Source organism: Prescottella sp. GW823-FHT02E09 (genome assembly GCF_058797375.1).
In genome coordinates this window covers 277,894-295,387 of sequence record NZ_JBXAJP010000004.1, presented here as the reverse complement: position 1 = coordinate 295,387, position 17,494 = coordinate 277,894, and the positions used below count along the sequence as shown (strand labels likewise).

The window sequence follows — 17,494 nt, the reverse complement described above, 5'->3', positions numbered from 1 at the left end:
CCTTTCCTCGAAACACCAGGTAGTGAACGGTTTCGGACCAATCGCCCAGGGGTGAACCATCATCAGACGCCTGACGTCGATGCTCGCCGTCACGGTCGCGGGCCTCGCGCTCACCACCGCTCCCGCGCTCGCGGAACCCGCGGCCGGCGAACGCCCCCTGCCCATCAACTCGTGTGGTGAAGTGGGGTTCGATCCGGCGGCGGAGCGCCCGGACCCGCCACCGCCGCCGGACCCACCCGTCATCGGGGTTCCGCTGCCGTACCCGGAACTCGTGCCGGTGCCCGTGCCGGGACCGGCGCCCGATCGGACGCGGGTGGGGCCCGATCCCCTACCCGCGGACCCCTGCCTGGCCCCGTGCCCGGACCTCACCGATGCGACCGACGATCCCGGCGGGCCGGACGCCGCACCCGGTTCGGGGTCCGGTTCCGGTTCGGGGTCCGGTTCGGGCTCGGGCTCGGACTCGGGCTCGGGCTCGGGCTCGGGCTCGATCACCCTGCCGCGCATGGAGATCCAGCCGCGAGCCGAGACGGTCCCGATTCCGGTTCCGGGCGGACCCGGCCCGGGCCCGCAGCCCGCACCACCGCTCGACATCGGGACGATCGAGCCCGGACCGGTCACCGCCCCGCTCGGTACCCCGGCCGTGGGCGCGGTGAGCCTGGTGTCGCAGGTGACCGGGCGCGGCTCCGAGAACCGCACCGACAAGCGGTGGCAGGTCGACGGCACCGACCTGGGGATCACGTGGGAGAGCCGTCCCGGCGAGGTGGCCGTGGCGTTCGGAGACACGTTCGGCGCCGACTGGCAACCGCCCGGGGCGAACGGCCGGGACTGGCGCAGCAGCGTTCTCGGGCACAGCACCGACACCGATCTGTCCGACGGCATGACGATCGACCGCATGGTGCAGGACAGTCGCTGCCACGCCGCCGAGATCATCGACGCCCGGCACGTCGCGAACTGGGAGACCACCGCCATCCCCACGTCGGGCTTCGCGATCGGCGACCGCCAGTACCTGAGCTACATGTCCGTGCGACGCTGGGGCGACCCCGGCATGTGGGAGACGAACCACGGCGGCATCGCGTACTCCGACGACAACGGCCAGACTTGGAAAAAGGATCAACACGCCCAGTGGGACAACATCTTCGGCCAGGGGCGCTTCCAGGTGACGGCGATGGTTCCGCAGGGCGACCACGTGTACATGTTCGGCACCCCCGACGGACGGATGGGCACGATCGGTCTCGCCCGCGTGCCCGTCGACAAACTACTCAACATCAGCGCGTACCAGTACTGGGTGGCAGGCAACTGGGTGCCGGTGGTGGAGCACCTCGCCACACCCCTCGTCTCGGGCCCGGCGAGCGAACTGTCCGTCCGCTACGACGCCGATCGGCAGCGGTGGCTGATGAGCTACCTCGACCAGATCGACGGACGAATTCTCCTGCGGCAGTCGACGAGTCCGCAGGGAACCTGGTCCGACGGCGCAACCCTGATCGACAGCGCGGAGTACCCGAAGATGTACGGCGGCTTCATGCATCCCTGGTCCACCCCCGACGACCTGTACTTCACGATGTCGGAGTGGGACAGCTACAACGTCTACCTCATGCGGGCGGAGTTGAACTGAGCGTCGCTGCCGGGGCGACCCGTGGCGGCACCGCCCGAGGTGGTGACGGCCCGCTCGGGCAGATCCGCGACGACCGCGGCGAGGTTGTAGCCGCTGGTCCGCAGGCGGCCGTTGCCACCGGTCCGCGGGTACTCGCTGTGGCCGGACGCCCCGTCGCGCGCCACACCGTCGGGTGTCGTGGCGGCATCGGTCTCGAGATGGGTGAACCCGTCCGTCGCGTACGGTCCGCCTCCGAGCGGTCCGGGCCCGAACCGGTTGAGACGTGCGATCACGTCGCCGTCCGCCGTCATCTCGTACGCATGTCCCGGGGCGAGACCTAGATCGAGCGGCGAGCGGACCTCGACCAGGCCGGGGGAGCCGTAGACCACCAGGTCGTCCACCGCGTGACAGCCCGGTTCGCGCAGCGCCAGGCCCGTCGTGACCGAACCGTACGAGTGCCCGACGGCGGTGAGGTGCGGGTCGGAGCCCGTGTGCGCGACGCCGAGACCGTCGTAGAACCGGGCGAGGTCCCGAGCTCCGGCGCGCGCTCGATCATCCAGTGCCACAGCCAGTCCGCCCTCGATCCGGTCGACCATGCTCCCCGACATCTGCGGCGCGTCGTAGCCCACCCAGGCGATGGCCGCGACCGTCTCCTGCTCACGTCCGGGCGTGGCGCGCAACTGCAGCAGCGCCTCGTACTGCAGCGCTCCGGCCTCGTCCGCCATCGAACGGAGCGACGCGCGCACGGTGGAATTCAGCCCCGGTGTGGACACCGCGATGTGATCGGCGGTATCGGGATCACCGATCGCCACGGCGGCGCGTACCTGTTCGCCGGAGCGTACCTCCAACAGCATCAGCCTCCGGTCCGGATCCTGTTCGACAACGGCCCGCACCACATCCAGATCGGCCAGTCTTCCGGCCACGTCCACGAGTTGCTTTCGCGCGAAGAGTGATTCGAAGTCGTTCGGGCTCGCCGCCCGCGCCGACAACTCTCGGTGCGTCGCCTCGAGCTCCGCCCGCTCCACCGCCAGGCGTTCGACGTTGGCCCGGTGACGCATCGCGGCCGGTAGCCCGTCCCGGTTGCCGACGCTCGCCGGCGCGGTCGCGGTCGACGTCTTCTGCTGCTCCGCCGTGAGCGAGTCCCACCACGCGCGATTGGTCGCCGCACTCGCACCGCCCGGGGGCGGCACCGGAGCCCCCTGCACCCCGATCCATCCGGTGCCCGGGTCACCGGCGCGGGGCAACTGGGCGAACGCCGCGGTGATCAATGACGTCGCCCGGCCGTCGGCCGCACCCAGTTCGCCCAGTGCGGAGCGGATCTCGGCCCGGTGCCCACCAGCCCGGATCTCCAGGGCGGCCATTTCCGTCGCCGCGCGCGTGCCGGATCCCAGCGCGGTGCGGACCATCCCCGGCGCCACCGCGACGGTGCCGTCGTCGGCCACCTCGAATCCCTCCGCCCGGGCCGCGGCGACGGCCCCGAGAACGGCGTCACGCGCCGCGTCCAGCTGCGCCGCACCGGAATTCGCCGCATCGACGGCTGCGTGCAGCGCCGAGACGGTCCTGGCCCCGAGCGTGCCTATCTCGTCGGCTCCCGCCCGGGCGGCGTCCGCCGCGATGCCGCCGAAGTGGTCACGCATCGAGTCCACCGCCCGGACGAACGCGTCGAGCCCCTCCCCGACGACATCGGCACACGCGCGCCACTGCGCACCCTGGCGCCGCAACGCCGTCGGCGTCCACGACTCCGCCAGGGAGACCGTCGGACCCGTCACCGGATCTCACCCGGTCCCGGCAGCCCCGAACCGATTCCGGCCAGAGTCGCCGCGACGGCGGCATCGCCGCGCGCGTACCCGACCGCGGCCCGCATCGCGCTCGTCGACCAGGTGTGCAGTCGGTCGCCCACCATCGCCAGAACGGCCGACACCTCCCGGGATCCCGCCTCGCATGCACGGCCCGTCCGCGATCCCGGTAGCCCGGTGCCGGTCGACGCTGCGTCGGCACCCGCGTCCAGGTGCGCGATCTCGTCGCCGATCGCCGACACCGCCTCCGCCGTGTCGCCGAGCCTGCCCGGATCGACCCACATCTCCGTCATGACGTCCCCCAAGTCCGCATCCCCCCGGATCGGATCCGGACGCTACTGCAGACCGCACGCGGCGCGCGGCGGTCGCGGGTGGGTCCGCGACCGGTGATCTCGCGGTCACGGGCGCGTCCGACGGAGTTATCCACAACCCGCGCACCGGGGGAGACCGCCTGTGGACAGACGCGCTCGGCGTCACCGTGCCGGGTAGACCGCCACCTCCGTCGCCTTGACGGCGAACCACACGTCGTCGCCGGGGGCCAGGTCGAGCTCGGCGACGGCGGTGGCCGTGACGTCGGCGACCAGGCCGGCCGAACCGTCGAGGTGGTCGTCCGCGCGGACGCGGATCGTGTGGCCCCGTCCCTCGATCTCGGCGATCCGTACCCGGAAGATGTTGCGGGGGCTGCCTTCCGGATGCTCGCGGTGCACCGCGACCGCGGATGGTGCGAACACCGCCACGGCGTGCTCGCCGTCGTCGCAGCCGTCCTCGCCGATGCCGCTCACGGCCCCCGCGACCGTGTCCAGGAGGCCGTTTCGGACCTTGCCCGACAGCAGATTGATACCCGCGATCCGGGCCGCGAACGCGCTGCGCGGCCGGGTGAGGACCCGGTCCACGGATCCCTGCTCGACGATGCGGCCGCCGTCCAGCACTACGGCCCGGTCGGCCAGCGACAGCGCATCCAGCACATCGTGGGTCACAAGGAGTGCGGTCCGGTCTCCGGTGCGCAGCACCCGCCGCAGCAGGGCCCGCAGCGCCGGCGCGGCCGCGACGTCGAGGGCCGCCATCGGCTCGTCGAGCAGCAGCACCCGCGGGTCGGCGGCGAGGGCCCGCGCCACCGCGACCCGCTGGGCCTGACCGCCGGACAGTTGCCGCGGCCGTCGGGTCGCGAGGGCCGCCGCGTCCACCTCGTCGAGCCACCGTTGCGCCGACGCATACGACTCGCGCCGCCCCGACCCCGCGCTGCGCGGCGCGAAGGCCACATTCTCGCGGACCGTCAGGTGCGGGAACAGCAACGCCTCCTGGGCGAGCAGCGCCACCGATCGTCGGTGCGGCTGTACTGCAATGCCTTTCGCAACATCGGTGAGTACCCGGTCGCCGAGTTCGACGCGACCCTCGTCGGGCCGCAACAGCCCGGCCACCACGTCCAGCAGCGTCGACTTGCCGGCCCCGTTGGGGCCGAGGACCGCAAGCACCTCGCCCGGGGCGACATCGAGTTCCACGTCCAACCCGCGGGTGTCGACACGCGCCTGCACGCGCAACCCGTTCACAGGGCACCGGCCGCGCGTCGCGTGCGGGCACCGAGGACGATCGCCACAGCCACCACCACCAACACCAACGACAGCGCGACCGCGGCCTCCGGATCGGTCTCACGCTGCAGATAGATCTCCAACGGCAATGTCCTGGTGACGCCCTGCAGACTCCCGGCGAACGTCAGGGTTGCGCCGAATTCGCCCAGGGCGCGGGCGAAGGCCAGAACCGCACCCGAGATCAGTCCGGGCAGCACCAACGGCAGTGTGACCCGGCGCAGCACGGTCGTGGGCGGGGCACCGAGCGTCGCCGCCACCGCCTCGTAGCGCCGTCCCGCGGTCCGCAGCGCGCCCTCGAGGCTGATCACCAGGAACGGCAGCGCGACGAACGTCTGCGCCAACACGACCGCGGTGGTGGAGAACGCGATCTGGATGCCCGCCACCTCGAGGTGCTGCCCGATCAACCCGCGGCGGCCGAACGTGTAGAGCAGCGCGAGACCTCCCACGACCGGCGGCAGCACCAGCGGGAGCAGCACCAGCGCCCGCAGTGCCGCGAGGCCGGGAAACGAACAGCGGGCCGACACCATCGCCATCGGTACGCCCAGCAGCACACACAGCAGCGTGCTGATCGACGCCGTCTTCAGGCTCAGAGCCAAAGCGTCCAGGGAGGATTCGGAGGTGACGAGCTCCCAGAAGTGGGGCCAGTCGACCCCGGCGAGCATCGCGACCAGCGGCAGCACCACCAGCAGCGCGCCGACGGCCGCGGGAACGTAGATCCAGACCGGCAGACCGGCCGGAACCCGCACCCGCGGCCGTGTGGTCACGGGGCGCCGAACCCGGCCTCGGTCAGGACCGCACGACCCTCCGGGCCCACCACGAATCCGACGAACTCGCTTGCCACCTCGGGGTTTCCGGACTTACCCAGGACCGCGATCGGATAGGTGTTGACCACGCGCGCCGCCTCCGGGAACGGGACCTCGGTGACCTTGTCGCCCGCGCCGGCGGCGTCGGTGACGTACACCAGCCCGGCATCGGCCTGACCGGTGACGACCTTGCCGAGCACGTCGGTCACCGACGATTCCTCGCTGACGGGGGCGAGGCGGACGCCGGTGGCGTCCTCGACCTTCTGCGTCGCCGTGCCGCACGGCACCTGCGGCGCACAGACCACAACCGTCACGTCCGGTCGCGCCAGGTCCGCGAACGATGCGACATTCGCCGGATTGCCGGGCGGCACAACGATGGTCAGCACGTTGGTGGCGAAGTTCACCGGATCCGACGCCGTCAGCCCCGCCCGGACCGCCTTCGTCATGTTGGCGGTGTCGGCGGACGCGAAGACGTCGCCCGGGGCGCCCTGGTCGAGCTGGGCGACCAGGTCGGACGATCCGGCGAAGTTCAGCACGACCCGGGTGCCGGGATTCTGCGCCTCGAATCGCTGCCCCAGCTCGGTGAACGTCGACTTCAGTGACGCCGCCGCGAACACCGTGATCGACTCGCCACCTTCGGTTCCCGCGTCGGTGGCGCTGCTGCACCCGGCGAGGGCCGTCGTCAGTACCGCGGCGACCGCGACCACTGCACCCCGCATCCACCTCACGTCGGGACCCCCGGCGTCTCGACGATCACGGTGGTCGCCTTCACGACGGCTACCGCGATGCTGCCCGGTTCGAGCTTCAGCTCGTGTACGGCCTCGGCGCTCATCAGCGACACCACCGAGAACGGCCCGCACTGCATCTCCACCTGGGCCATCACCCCGTCGGCGACAACCCGGGTGACCAGTCCGACGAACCGGTTCCGGGCGGAGCTGCCGACGCCCAGCGGATTCTCCGGGGTCGGCGCCGCATTGGCGCGGGCGTACTCGGCGAGCTGCTTCCCGTCGACGACCATGCGGCCGGAGTCGTCCTTGTGGGCGGCGAGGGTGCCGGCATCAACCCACCGGCGGACGGTGTCGTCGCTGACGCCTAGCAACTGGGCCGCGTCGCGTATCCGGATGTCTGGCATTCCGGGAGTCTAGATCCGCAGGCGCGGAACGATCAATCGAATCGCTCCGCGCCTGCGTGACACCGTCCCGGAGTCGGACTCGGCGACCCGCGGAACCGGTGAGGGGTCCGAGGTAACCCGAATGCCAACTGCCGCTGCCCGGACCGTCGATGTCCTCCGACGGCGAGTGATCGTCCGCCCGCCAGAGGCCGGCCCGGCCGTCTGAATACCAACCGTCACGAAGGCGACATCCGACCGAAAGGCACGAAAAGCGACAGATTCAGCCCTTCGGCTGCGGGTTCTCCGGCTGCTCCGCCCACCATTTCAGGAGCTCCGCCTCGGCCTCGTCCCGCGCGAGCGGTCCGCGGTCCAGGCGCAGTTCCTTGAGGAACTTCCACGCCTTGCCCACCTGCGGGCCGGCCGGGATGCCGAGCAGCTCCATGATCGCGTTGCCGTCTAGGTCCGGGCGCACCCGCGCCAGATCCTCCTGCTCGGCGATCCGGGCGATCCGCTGCTCGAGATCGTCGTACGTGGCCTGCAGAGCCGCGGCCCGACGCTTGTTGCGGGTGGTGCAGTCGGCACGCACCAGCTTGTGCAGCCGCGGCAGCAGGTCACCGGCGTCGGTGACGTAACGGCGCACCGCCGAATCCGTCCACTGCCCCTTGCCGTACCCGTGGAACCGCAGGTGCAGGAACACCAGCTGGCCCACCTCGTCGACCATCTGCCTGGAGTACTTCAGTGCCCGCATCCGCTTTCGGACCAGCTTGGCGCCCACCACCTCGTGGTGGTGGAAGCTGACGCCGCCGCCGGGCTCGTTGCGCTTGGTGTCCGGCTTACCTATGTCGTGCAGCAGCGCCGCCCAGCGCAGCACCAGGTCCGGGTCGCCGTCCTCGAGGTCGATCGCCTGCTTGAGCACCGTCAGCGAGTGCCAGTACACGTCCTTGTGCTGGTGATGCTCGTCGATCTCGAGCTTCATCTGCGGCACCTCGGGCAGCACGTGGTCGGCCAGACCCGTCTCGCACATCACGTTGATGCCGTCGATCGGGTACTCGCCGAGGATCAGCTTGTCGAGCTCGGTGTGCACCCGCTCCGCGGTGATCCGGTCGATCTGCCCGGCCATGTCGACGATCGCCTGGTGCACCCGCGGCGCGAGCGTGAAACCGAGTTGCGAGACGAAACGGCACGCGCGCAGCATCCGCAGCGGATCGTCGTTGAAGGAGATCTCCGGCGCCGCGGGCGTGTCCAGCACGCCGGCGAGCAGCGCATCCATGCCCCCGAGCGGGTCGACGAACTCGAACGTGCCCGCCGCGTCGATCCGCACGGCCATCGCGTTGACCGTGAAATCGCGTCGGACCAGGTCCTCCTCGAGCGTCGTGCCGTACTGCACCTCCGGGTTCCGCGTGACGCCGTCGTAGGTGTCGGTGCGGTAGGTGGTGATCTCGATCTGGTCGTCGCCCTTGGCGGCGCTGATCGTCCCGAACGCGATGCCCGTGTCCCACTGGTTGTCGGCCCAGCCGCGCAGGATGGCCTGCACCTGCTCGGGATGCGCGTCGGTGGTGAGGTCGAGGTCCGTGCCGAGACGACCCAGGACCGCGTCGCGCACACTGCCGCCCACCAGATACAGCTCGTGACCCGCGTCGGCGAACCGGGCCCCGAGCGGGGTCAGCACATCCGACAGGGCGCTCAGGGTCTCGTGCGCTCCGCGCAGCAGTCGGGCACGCCGGTCCGCGTCGGGGGAAGGGGCATTCACGTGAGCAAACCTTACCGAGGTCGACAAATAGCCGGACGCGCATCAGTGAGCCTGCACGCACGCTGGCGTGGGAGTCAGGCCGAACGGGCTCTGTCAACTACGATCGATGAGGTGTCCGCCGCCGAACGTGCCAACCGTAACCGCCGCTCCTCGCGGCGTCGCGGCGCGGGCTCGGATTCCGCGACTCCGCACATGCGGACCGTCCGCGAAACCTCCGCCGGGGGACTGGTCGTGGACGGCCTCGGCGGCCCCCGGGACAAGCTGTGCGCGGCCCTCATCGGGCGGACCGACCGGCGCGGCCGGCTGCTGTGGTCGCTCCCCAAGGGGCACATCGAACAGGGCGAGACCGCTGAACAGACCGCGATGCGCGAAGTCGCCGAGGAGACCGGTATCCGCGGATCCGTCGTCGCGTCCCTCGGCAGCATCGACTACTGGTTCGTCACCGAAGGCCGTCGCGTCCACAAGACCGTGCACCACTACCTCATGCGATCGCTCGGCGGTGAGCTGTCCGACGCCGACATCGAGGTCACCGAGGTGGCCTGGGTGCCACTGTCGGAGTTGGACTCCCGCCTCGCCTACGCCGACGAACGCAAACTCGCGGAGATCGCCGGTCAACTCATCGCCGAGATGGAACCCTCCCGTGCCAGGAGGACCGACGCGGAATGACAGTGGCATCGCGTCCGGCATGGCGACGATCCGGTGCCAGAGTTCTCACGGCGCTGACGCTCGTCCTGATGATGATCGGCGCCGTCGTCGGCGCCGGGACCGCAGCCGCGCAGCCCACGACGCAGAACCCGACCGAGTCGACGACCGGCGCGCCGGTGACGAAGTCCCGCGCGCAACCGAAGTTCCTCGAACTGCACATCGACGACGTCACCCCGACCGCGGTGACCACCACGACCGACCCGGTGGTCACCGTCCGCGGAACCGTCGCGAACGTCGGTGACCGGCCGGTCACCGACGTCGGTGTCCGGCTGCAGCGGGCACCCGCCGTGAGCTCGAGCGAGGAACTGCGCACCTCCCTGGACCTCGATCAGGGCGAGTTCGACGTCGTCGGACCGTTCGTGGAGGTGGCGTCCAGCCTCGACGAGGGTGAGCGGAAGCAGTTCACGCTGGCGCTGCCGCTGCGCTCGCTGTCGGGGTGGTCGCTCGACATCACCGAGCCCGGCGTCTACCCGCTCCTGGTCAACGTCAACGGAACCCCCGCGTACGGCGGGCAGGCCCGCCTCGACGACGCCCGGTTCCTGCTGCCCGTACTGGGACTGCCCCGGGCATCGGGGACCGCCGACAGCGCGCCGCAGGGCACCGACTCCGGATCGGTGACCGCGCCCGTCCCGCCCGACACCTCCGACCCGCTCGCCGTCACGATGCTGTGGCCGCTCGCCGACCAGCCGCGACTGGCGGCCGGGATCCCCGGCTCCGTGAACGACAAGGTCCGGTTGGTCGACGACGTCCTCGCGGGATCCCTGTCCCAGGGCGGACGGCTCGAGCAACTCCTCGCCGCCGTCGAGTTCGCCACCGGGCCCGACGTCGACAAGGACAAACGGCTGACCGACAGTCTGTGCCTGGCCGTCGACCCGGACCTGCTGATCACCGTCAGCAACATGGCCGGCGGGTACCTCGTGGTGGACGACCCGGCGAATCCGTCCGGACCCGCACACGAGGGCGCCGGGCGCGACGCAGCGGCAGCCTGGCTCGACCGCCTGGAATCGCTCGCCCGCAACATGTGCATCACCGCGATGCCGTTCGCGCAGGTGGACCTCGCGGCACTGAGCCGGGTCGACGACCCGACGCTCACAGCGAGCGCACTGCAGTCGCCGTCGGACATCGTCGACTCGATCCTCGGGGTGACGTCGCTGCGGAACGTCACCTGGCCGGACTCCGGTGTCCTCGACGACACGTCGGCGCAGATGCTGCACGGACTCGGACCGACGACGACGCTGCTGGCGGCCAACGCGGTGGAGTCCACCCAGTCGTCGGGCAAGACGGTGACGATCGCCGGTGGGGGAGCGGACGCCGTGACCGCCGCGCTGTTCGACGTGTCCGCGGCCGCGGCGCTGGCGGCGGTCGGGTCCAGCCCGCAGACACCGTCGTACGTCCCCGAGCGGGCACGCTACAACCTGGACCGGGACTCGCGCACGGCCCGCCTGCAGGATGCGCTGGGCGCGGTGACGTGGCTGTCGCTGCAGCAGCCCGGCACCACGAACCGAACGGCCGACCGTTCGATGCTGATCGCGCCACCGCAGCTGTGGTCCGCCGACGGCGACGAGGCCGCGACCGTGCTGTCGACGGTGTCGACGCTGCTCCGCACCGGTCTGGCGACACCACGGGCGCTGACGAAGGTCGCCGAGCAGCGGCCCGCGACACCCGAGATCGCCTCGCTGGCGTACCCCCAGCGCGCGATCGTCGACGGCACCCCCGAATCCGTCGAATGGGGGGTGGGCGCGCAGGCGCCGCGGATCGACGAACTGATGCAGACCCTGGTCGACGATCCGCAGGTGACGCTCACGCCGACCCGATTCATGGCGCCACTGCGCGAGGATCTGGTCCGTGCGATGAGCCTGTCGGGCCGACGCGACCAGAACACCGCGACCGTGACCGCCGCCGACGAGGCCGCCCACGTCCGGGTCGGCAACGTGGCGACCGCGATCGACGCCATGTACTCCGCGGTCACGATTCTCGCCCCGGGCGGGGTGTACTCGCTGGCCTCCGAGCAGAGCCCGCTGCTTCTGGTCGCCCGGAACGATCTCCCCGTCGCGATCAACGTGAAACTGCGCGTCGACGCCCCCGACGAGATGCACGTCACCGACATCGGACCGCAGCAGCTGCCACCGCGGGGCAGCCGCTCGCTGCAGGTACCGGCCGAAGTCTCCGACTCCCGCACCATGGTGGTCGATTTCTCACTGACCACCGAAAGCGGCCAGAACCTGGGAGAACAGACTTCCGTCACGGTGCGGTCGAACGCGTACGGTCAAGCATTGGCGATAATTACCGCGTGTGCTGGTGCACTCCTGCTGTTCCTCGCCGGGCGACGCCTCTGGCACCGGTTCCGGGGCCAGCCGGATCGAGCCGACGAAGGGTATGAACGTCCATGACCGAGAACTCTCGCGACGAGGGCTATCGGTCGTCGGCGCCGTGGGAGCGCGGCCCCCAGCCGACCCAGCAGCACGATGACCGGCAGGGGCAGCCGCGGAGCGATCAGCGACCGGTGCCCCCGCGTGATCAGCGACCGGTGCCCCCGCGTGATCAGCGACCGGTTCCACCGCAGGGGCCGCAGGGGCCGCGCCCGCCGATGCGTGGCCGGCCCGACCAGCCGAGCGCGCCCGGTCGTCCGCAGCAGGGCGTTCCGCGTCCGATGCCGCCCGGTCGGGTGCCGCCGAACGGTCAGCGATCCGTACCCCCGCAGGGACCGCGGCCGATGCCGCCGAGCGGACAGCGACCCGTGCCACCGAGCGGACAGCGACCCGTGCCACCGAGCGGACCACGTCCGGTTCAGGGCGGACCACGGCCCACCCCCCAGCAGGGTCCCGGGCCCGTGCCCCCGACCGGCCCCCGACCGATGCCCCCGGGTGGGCAGCGACCGCCGGTTCAGGGCGGGCAGCGCCCGGTACCGCAGCGAGGCGTCCCGCCGCGGCCGCCGGTCACACGTCCGGCCCCGGCCCCGGCCCAGGCGCCGAAGACCGAGGTCCAGCCCGCGACAACGACCACCGACGAACCGCAGAAGAAGAGCCTGCTCGCCGCGACGGGGTCGATCGCGTTCGCGACGCTGATCAGTCGCGGCACCGGCTTCCTCAAGCAGCTGCTGCTGCTGACCGCGCTCGGCCCGGCCGTGGCCAGTGCGTTCACCGTCGCCAGCCAGATCCCGAACATGATCTCCGAACTGGTACTCGGCGCGGTCCTCACCGCGATCGTCGTCCCGGTCCTGGTGCGCGCGGAGCGGGAGGACCCCGATCAGGGTGCCGCGTTCGTCCGAAGACTCTTCACGGCGGCGCTCGCGCTGCTGGGCACGGCCGCGCTGTTCGCGACGGCGGCCGCACCGATCCTCACCACCTACGTCTTCCTGCCGGAGGACGGCGAGGTCAACACCCAGCTGACGACGGCGCTGTGTTTCCTGCTGCTGCCGGCGATCCTGTTCTACGGTATGTCCGCGCTGCTCACGGCGATCCTCAACACCCGGCAGGAGTTCAAACCCGGCGCATGGGCGCCGGTGCTGAACAACGTCGTGGTGCTCGGCATCCTGGCGGCGTACTGGTTGGTGCCCGGCGAGATCTCGCTCGATCCGGTCCGGATCAGTGACCCGCACGTCCTGATCCTGGGGCTCGGTGTGACCGCCGGTGTCGTGACGCAGGCGGTGAGCCTGGTACCTGCGATCCGACGGCAGGGCATCTCGCTGCGGCCGCTGTGGGGGATCGACGACCGGCTCAAGCAGTTCGGTGGCATGGCCGTCGCGATCGTGCTCTACGTGCTGATCAGTCAGCTCGGCATGATGTTCGCGACCCGCATCTCGGCGGCCGCCGACGAGGCCGGCCCGGCCATCTACACCAACGCCTGGCTGCTGCTGCAGCTGCCGTACGGCGTCCTCGGAGTCACGGTGCTGACGGCGATCATGCCGCGGCTGAGCCGCAACGCGGCCGCCGAGGACACCCCCGCCGTCGTGGACGACCTGTCCGTCGCGACCCGTCTGACGATGATCGCGCTCATCCCGGTCGTCACGTTCTTCACGTTCGCCGGGCCGCAGATCGGACACGCCCTGTACGGCTACGGCAACTTCGGCGCGGGCAACGCCGAACGCCTCGGCGAGGCCGTCAGCTGGTCCGCGTTCACGCTCATCCCCTACTCGCTGGTGCTGATCCACCTCCGGGTGTTCTATGCGCGCGAACAGGCCTGGACGCCGACATGGATCATCCTCGGCATCACCGGCGTGAAGATCGCGCTGTCGGCCCTGGCCCCGGTGCTGGCGTCCGACGACCAGCAGGTCGTGGTCCTGCTCGGCGTCGCGAACGGACTCGCCTTCATCGCGGGCGCCTTCATCGGCGGCTACCTGCTGCACCGCAGCCTCGGCGACCTGCGCATGGCGAACGTCGGCAAGACGGTGTGGGTGGTGCTGCTCGCGTCCGCGGCGGGTGCGATCGCGATGTTCGCGGCGGACAAGTTGCTGGGCCTGGACCGGCTGTCGGAGTCGTTCGGCGGACCCGGCGCGATGATCCGCGTCGCGATCACCGGCGCCCTCATGCTCGTGGTGACGTTCATCCTGATGTGGCTCGCGAAGGTGCCGGAGATCATGGCGATCACCGTGGCCGTGACGCGGAGGATTCCGGGCCTGCGCGGTCGAGGCGCGGCCGAGGAGGCACCGGCGACGGTTGCCGTCGGATCCTCGTACGAGCCTGATACCGAATTGATTCCGGTCATCCGTGACCTCCCGCGGTCACTCGATAGACCTGACGGTCTCCCGTACCCTGGACGCAGCGAGGCATACGTCGGAGCGGACTACATTCCCGACGAGTTCATAGAAGGAGCACGTGTGAGCGACGACGACGGTGCCGACAAGCGAACCGGCACGTCCGAAGACTTCACTGGCGTCGAGGACGGCACCACCAAGGTGGCAGATGCCGGAACCACGTCGACGAACCCCGCGGACGAACCGTCCGACGCGTCGTCCACATCGAGCAACACGGACGAAAATGACTCTGCGACAGCGGATTCCACCGCAGTGTTCGAGGATGCGTCCGCGCACCGGGATCGCCGACGTCGGGGTGACCTCAACGTCGACACCGGTGTGTTCTCGATCGGTGCGCCGCTGCCGCCGTTGCGTGTGGCCGGCGCCGTCCCGGAACCCCGTCCGCAGCTGCGCGGTCCGCAGTTGATGCCCGGGGCGTCGGTGGCCGGTGGCCGCTACCGCCTCCTCGCACCGCACGGCGGCGCCCGCGGGCTCCAGTTCTGGCAGGCGCTCGACATCAAGCTCGACCGCGAGGTCGCACTCACCTTCGTCGACGCCGATCAGCGCGCCGAGGGTCCGGCGGCCACCGGTCCGGACGGGCCGCAGGCCATCCTGTCCCGGACGCTGCGACTGGGACGGATCAACTCGTCCGGACTCGCCCGCGTGCTCGACGTGGTCCGCGGCAGTTCCGGCGGCATCGTCGTCGCGGAGTGGACGCCGGGGCGCTCGCTGAAGGAGATGGCGGACACCGATCCGTCCCCGATCGGTGCGGCTCGGGCCGTCCGGGCGCTCGCGGCGGCCGCGGAGGCGGCGCACCGCGGTGGCAGCGCCCTGTCCATCGACGATCCCGACCGAATCCGCATCAGCACCGCCGGCGACGCCGTCCTCGCGTTCCCCGGCACCCTGTCCGACGCCGACCCTGCCTCGGACGTGCGCGGGCTCGGCGCAATGCTGTACGCGCTCATCACCGCCCGCTGGCCGCTCGACGACGGCACCGAGTCGGCGGACGGCATGCGTCCGGCCGACCGTGACCCGTCGGGTCGTCCCGTCGAACCCCGCGCGATCCGTCCGGAGGTCCCGTTCGAGATTTCCGCCGTCGCGGTGCGGGCTCTCGGAGGCGACAGCGGCATCCGTGCGGCGGCGACGGTGCAGCACATCCTCGACCAGGCGACGGTCGTCGACCAGAAGACCGACCTCATGCCCGCGCTGCGGCTGGGCCAGCGGGTCCCCGGCAGCGACTCGCACGCGCTGGCCGATCCGGAGGCGGTGGCCGCCGAGAAGCAGAAGTCCAACCGCACGCTCGTCGCGCTGGTGTCGCTCGGTGCCCTCACCATCGTGGTCCTCGCACTGATCGGGTGGTGGCTCGCGAACCTGCTGGCGGGCGGCAACTCCGACGAGCCGTTGACGAACCAGAATCTGGGCCTGACGACAACGGCCCAGGTGCCCGCGGAGTCTGCGGAGTCGTCGGCGGCCGCACCGCCGCCCGCGGCGACCCGCCCGGTCACGCCGAGCGGCGCCGCCGTGTTCTCACCCCAGGGCACTCCCGACAACGCCGCGAACGCCGGGCTGGCGATCGACGGCAATCCGGCGACGGCGTGGAGCACCGATGCGTACTTCCAGCCGTTCCCGGCACTGAAGAACGGCGTGGGGCTCATGGTGACGCTCCCCGAGGCGGCGAACCTGTCGGCCATGCAGATCACCTCGACCAGCCCGGGGACGCAGGTCGAGATCCGCTCCGCGCCGGCACCGAACACGTCGCTCGACCAGACCCGCGTGATCGGCAACGGCACCCTGAAGGACGGTGTCACCGAGATCCCGCTGAAGACGGACGGTGCCACCAAGAACGTCATCGTGTGGATCACCGGGCTCAGCACGACCGGCGGCAAGAATCAGTCCGCCCTCGCCGAGGTGTCCTTCACCGCCACGTCCTGAGCCGGTCGCCGGCGGGCGCCCCGAGAACGCGTGACGGGCAATTGATCGGCTAACATCCGCCGGTGCGAATCTTCAGGGGGGTCGCCAAAGCTGATTTGTCGGATGCACAACTCTTGGCAGCGCACGCGTCGGGTGACGGGGGCGCGTTCGCGGAGCTGCTGAGCAGGCATTACGACCATCTTTGGCATGTTGCGAGGAGAACGAGCTACACCGTCGAGGACGCGGCGGACGCGCTACAGGAGGCGTTGCTGTCCGCGCACCGAACGGCGGGGTCGTTCCGGCAGGATGCGGCCGTGCGCAGCTGGCTGCACACGATCGTGGTGAATGCATGTCTGGACCGGATCCGGCGGAACCGTGTGCGTCCGACGGTGTCGCTGTCGGCCGACGAATCCGTCGATCCTCGCGACGAGCGTGACCACATCGCCGAGACCGAGACGGCGATGCTCGTCGACCGGGCGCTGCTGCGGCTGTCGGCGGAGCAGCGGGCCGCAATCGTGGCCGTCGACATGGAGGGCTATTCGGTGGCCGAGGCCGCGGAACGGCTCGGGGTTCCGGAGGGAACCGTCAAGAGTCGCTGCGCCCGCGCACGGGCCAAGCTGGCGCCGCATTTGGAATACTTGCGAGATGTAGGGAACCGATCTTGATCTCCCGGCGTCTGAACTACTTGAAGGCACAATCGTGCCCCGGACATTGCGGGTTGGAGGTGGGATGACGGACCACGACGGCGGAGAACGGCTCGGCCCCCCGTTCTCGACGGAGTTGCTCGCCGACCTGCACGCCGGCGTCCTGTCCGACGAGGTGAGCACCCGACTGTGGCCGCTCGTGCGCCGGGATCGGGACGCGCTCGCCTTTCTCGACTCACTCGATGCCGTCACCACCCGACTCCGCGAGGCCGGGCGCGACCACAGCGTCGAGACCTCCATTCCCCGGGATGTCGCCGATCGCATCAATTCCACTCTCGGACTGAATGATTCACATACCTCGGCCGGTGTGACCATGGTGTCCGACGCGCCGTCGCGGCGCCGGATGCTCACGTGGATCAGCGTGTCCGCCGCATCGATGGCCGCGGCCGTCGCCGTCGTCTTCGCTCTCACCGCCCTCGACGGCCCCGAATCCACGCCGCCGACCGTGCTCGCGACACCCACCTCGACCGCCTCTGAGCCCGCACCGCCGTCCACCGTCGACCTCGACGGCGACCTCGACGGCGAACAGGTGCTGGCCCTCATGCGCGATTCGCGGACCACCCGGACCGAGACGGTCGTCGGGGAGCTCGCGAACCCGGACGTCCGGAACGGGTGCCTGCAGGCCATCGGGATCGACCCGGCTCGCCCCGTGGTGGGCACCCGGGAGGTGTCGTACCGGGGCAGTGCCGCCGTGTTGATGCTGATCGCCGGGCCCCACCCTCCCGCTCTGACGGCGGTGGTCGTCGGTTCCGGCTGCGGCCCCACCACACCGGATCTGCTGACCCAGACCGAAATCGGCTGACCC

General features: G+C 70.8%; 13 protein-coding genes. 6 read left to right on the top strand and 7 right to left on the bottom strand.

The window, feature by feature from the left end; translation table 11 throughout:
* The first annotated feature begins 79 nt into the window (after positions 1-79).
* Positions 80-1,612 carry a glycoside hydrolase family 183 protein gene (locus AC1RIF_RS12005; RefSeq protein ID WP_492601589.1) on the top strand — a complete coding sequence of 511 codons (1,533 nt, stop codon included), beginning with the start codon at positions 80-82 and terminating at the stop codon, positions 1,610-1,612.
* On the opposite strand, the gene AC1RIF_RS12000 is transcribed toward AC1RIF_RS12005, so the two are convergent.
* The 7 genes from AC1RIF_RS12000 to AC1RIF_RS11970 all read right to left on the bottom strand — a co-directional run bounded on the left by AC1RIF_RS12000 (position 1,585) and on the right by AC1RIF_RS11970 (position 8,637).
* Complete coding sequence (locus tag AC1RIF_RS12000) at positions 1,585-3,360, bottom strand: alpha/beta hydrolase (RefSeq protein ID WP_492601588.1); 1,776 nt, start codon at positions 3,358-3,360, stop codon at positions 1,585-1,587. The genes AC1RIF_RS12005 and AC1RIF_RS12000 overlap by 28 nt on opposite strands.
* Positions 3,357-3,680: a hypothetical protein gene (locus AC1RIF_RS11995; protein ID WP_492601587.1), complete on the bottom strand. Its 324-nt coding sequence runs from the start codon at positions 3,678-3,680 to the stop codon at positions 3,357-3,359. The genes AC1RIF_RS12000 and AC1RIF_RS11995 overlap by 4 nt, the downstream gene beginning before the upstream one ends.
* Before the next feature lie 180 nt (positions 3,681-3,860).
* Entirely contained in the window at positions 3,861-4,934 is a 1,074-nt protein-coding gene (locus AC1RIF_RS11990; protein WP_492601586.1) for a sulfate/molybdate ABC transporter ATP-binding protein, read from the bottom strand.
* Positions 4,931-5,737: an ABC transporter permease gene (locus AC1RIF_RS11985; RefSeq protein ID WP_492601585.1), complete on the bottom strand. Its 807-nt coding sequence runs from the start codon at positions 5,735-5,737 to the stop codon at positions 4,931-4,933. Before AC1RIF_RS11985 ends, AC1RIF_RS11990 begins: the two co-directional genes overlap by 4 nt.
* A complete protein-coding gene (modA, locus tag AC1RIF_RS11980; RefSeq protein WP_492601584.1) occupies positions 5,734-6,495 on the bottom strand; it encodes a molybdate ABC transporter substrate-binding protein in 762 nt (253 codons plus the stop codon). The genes AC1RIF_RS11985 and modA overlap by 4 nt, the downstream gene beginning before the upstream one ends.
* A gap of 5 nt (positions 6,496-6,500) precedes the next feature.
* Positions 6,501-6,908, bottom strand: a complete 408-nt coding sequence (locus AC1RIF_RS11975; RefSeq protein ID WP_492601583.1) for a TOBE domain-containing protein — start codon at positions 6,906-6,908, stop codon at positions 6,501-6,503.
* 259 nt (positions 6,909-7,167) lie between these two features.
* A complete protein-coding gene (locus AC1RIF_RS11970; RefSeq protein ID WP_492601582.1) occupies positions 7,168-8,637 on the bottom strand; it encodes a CCA tRNA nucleotidyltransferase in 1,470 nt (489 codons plus the stop codon).
* Between AC1RIF_RS11970 and AC1RIF_RS11965 the strand changes: the two genes are divergently transcribed.
* The 5 genes from AC1RIF_RS11965 (at position 8,632) to AC1RIF_RS11945 (ending at position 17,491) form a co-directional block, all read left to right on the top strand.
* Positions 8,632-9,303 carry an NUDIX hydrolase gene (locus AC1RIF_RS11965; RefSeq protein ID WP_492601880.1) on the top strand — a complete coding sequence of 224 codons (672 nt, stop codon included), beginning with the start codon at positions 8,632-8,634 and terminating at the stop codon, positions 9,301-9,303. The two genes, AC1RIF_RS11970 and AC1RIF_RS11965, sit on opposite strands and share 6 nt — an antisense overlap.
* Positions 9,300-11,732: a DUF6049 family protein gene (locus tag AC1RIF_RS11960; RefSeq protein WP_492601581.1), complete on the top strand. Its 2,433-nt coding sequence runs from the start codon at positions 9,300-9,302 to the stop codon at positions 11,730-11,732. The genes AC1RIF_RS11965 and AC1RIF_RS11960 overlap by 4 nt, the downstream gene beginning before the upstream one ends.
* Positions 11,733-12,196: 464 nt before the next feature.
* Positions 12,197-16,006 carry a murein biosynthesis integral membrane protein MurJ gene (locus AC1RIF_RS11955; protein ID WP_492601879.1) on the top strand — a complete coding sequence of 1,270 codons (3,810 nt, stop codon included), beginning with the start codon at positions 12,197-12,199 and terminating at the stop codon, positions 16,004-16,006.
* 62 nt (positions 16,007-16,068) lie between these two features.
* Complete coding sequence (sigM, locus tag AC1RIF_RS11950; RefSeq protein WP_492601580.1) at positions 16,069-16,650, top strand: RNA polymerase sigma factor SigM; 582 nt, start codon at positions 16,069-16,071, stop codon at positions 16,648-16,650.
* Between the two features lie 64 nt (positions 16,651-16,714).
* A complete protein-coding gene (locus AC1RIF_RS11945; protein ID WP_492601579.1) occupies positions 16,715-17,491 on the top strand; it encodes an RsmA family anti-sigma factor in 777 nt (258 codons plus the stop codon).
* The last annotated feature ends 3 nt before the right edge of the window (positions 17,492-17,494 follow it).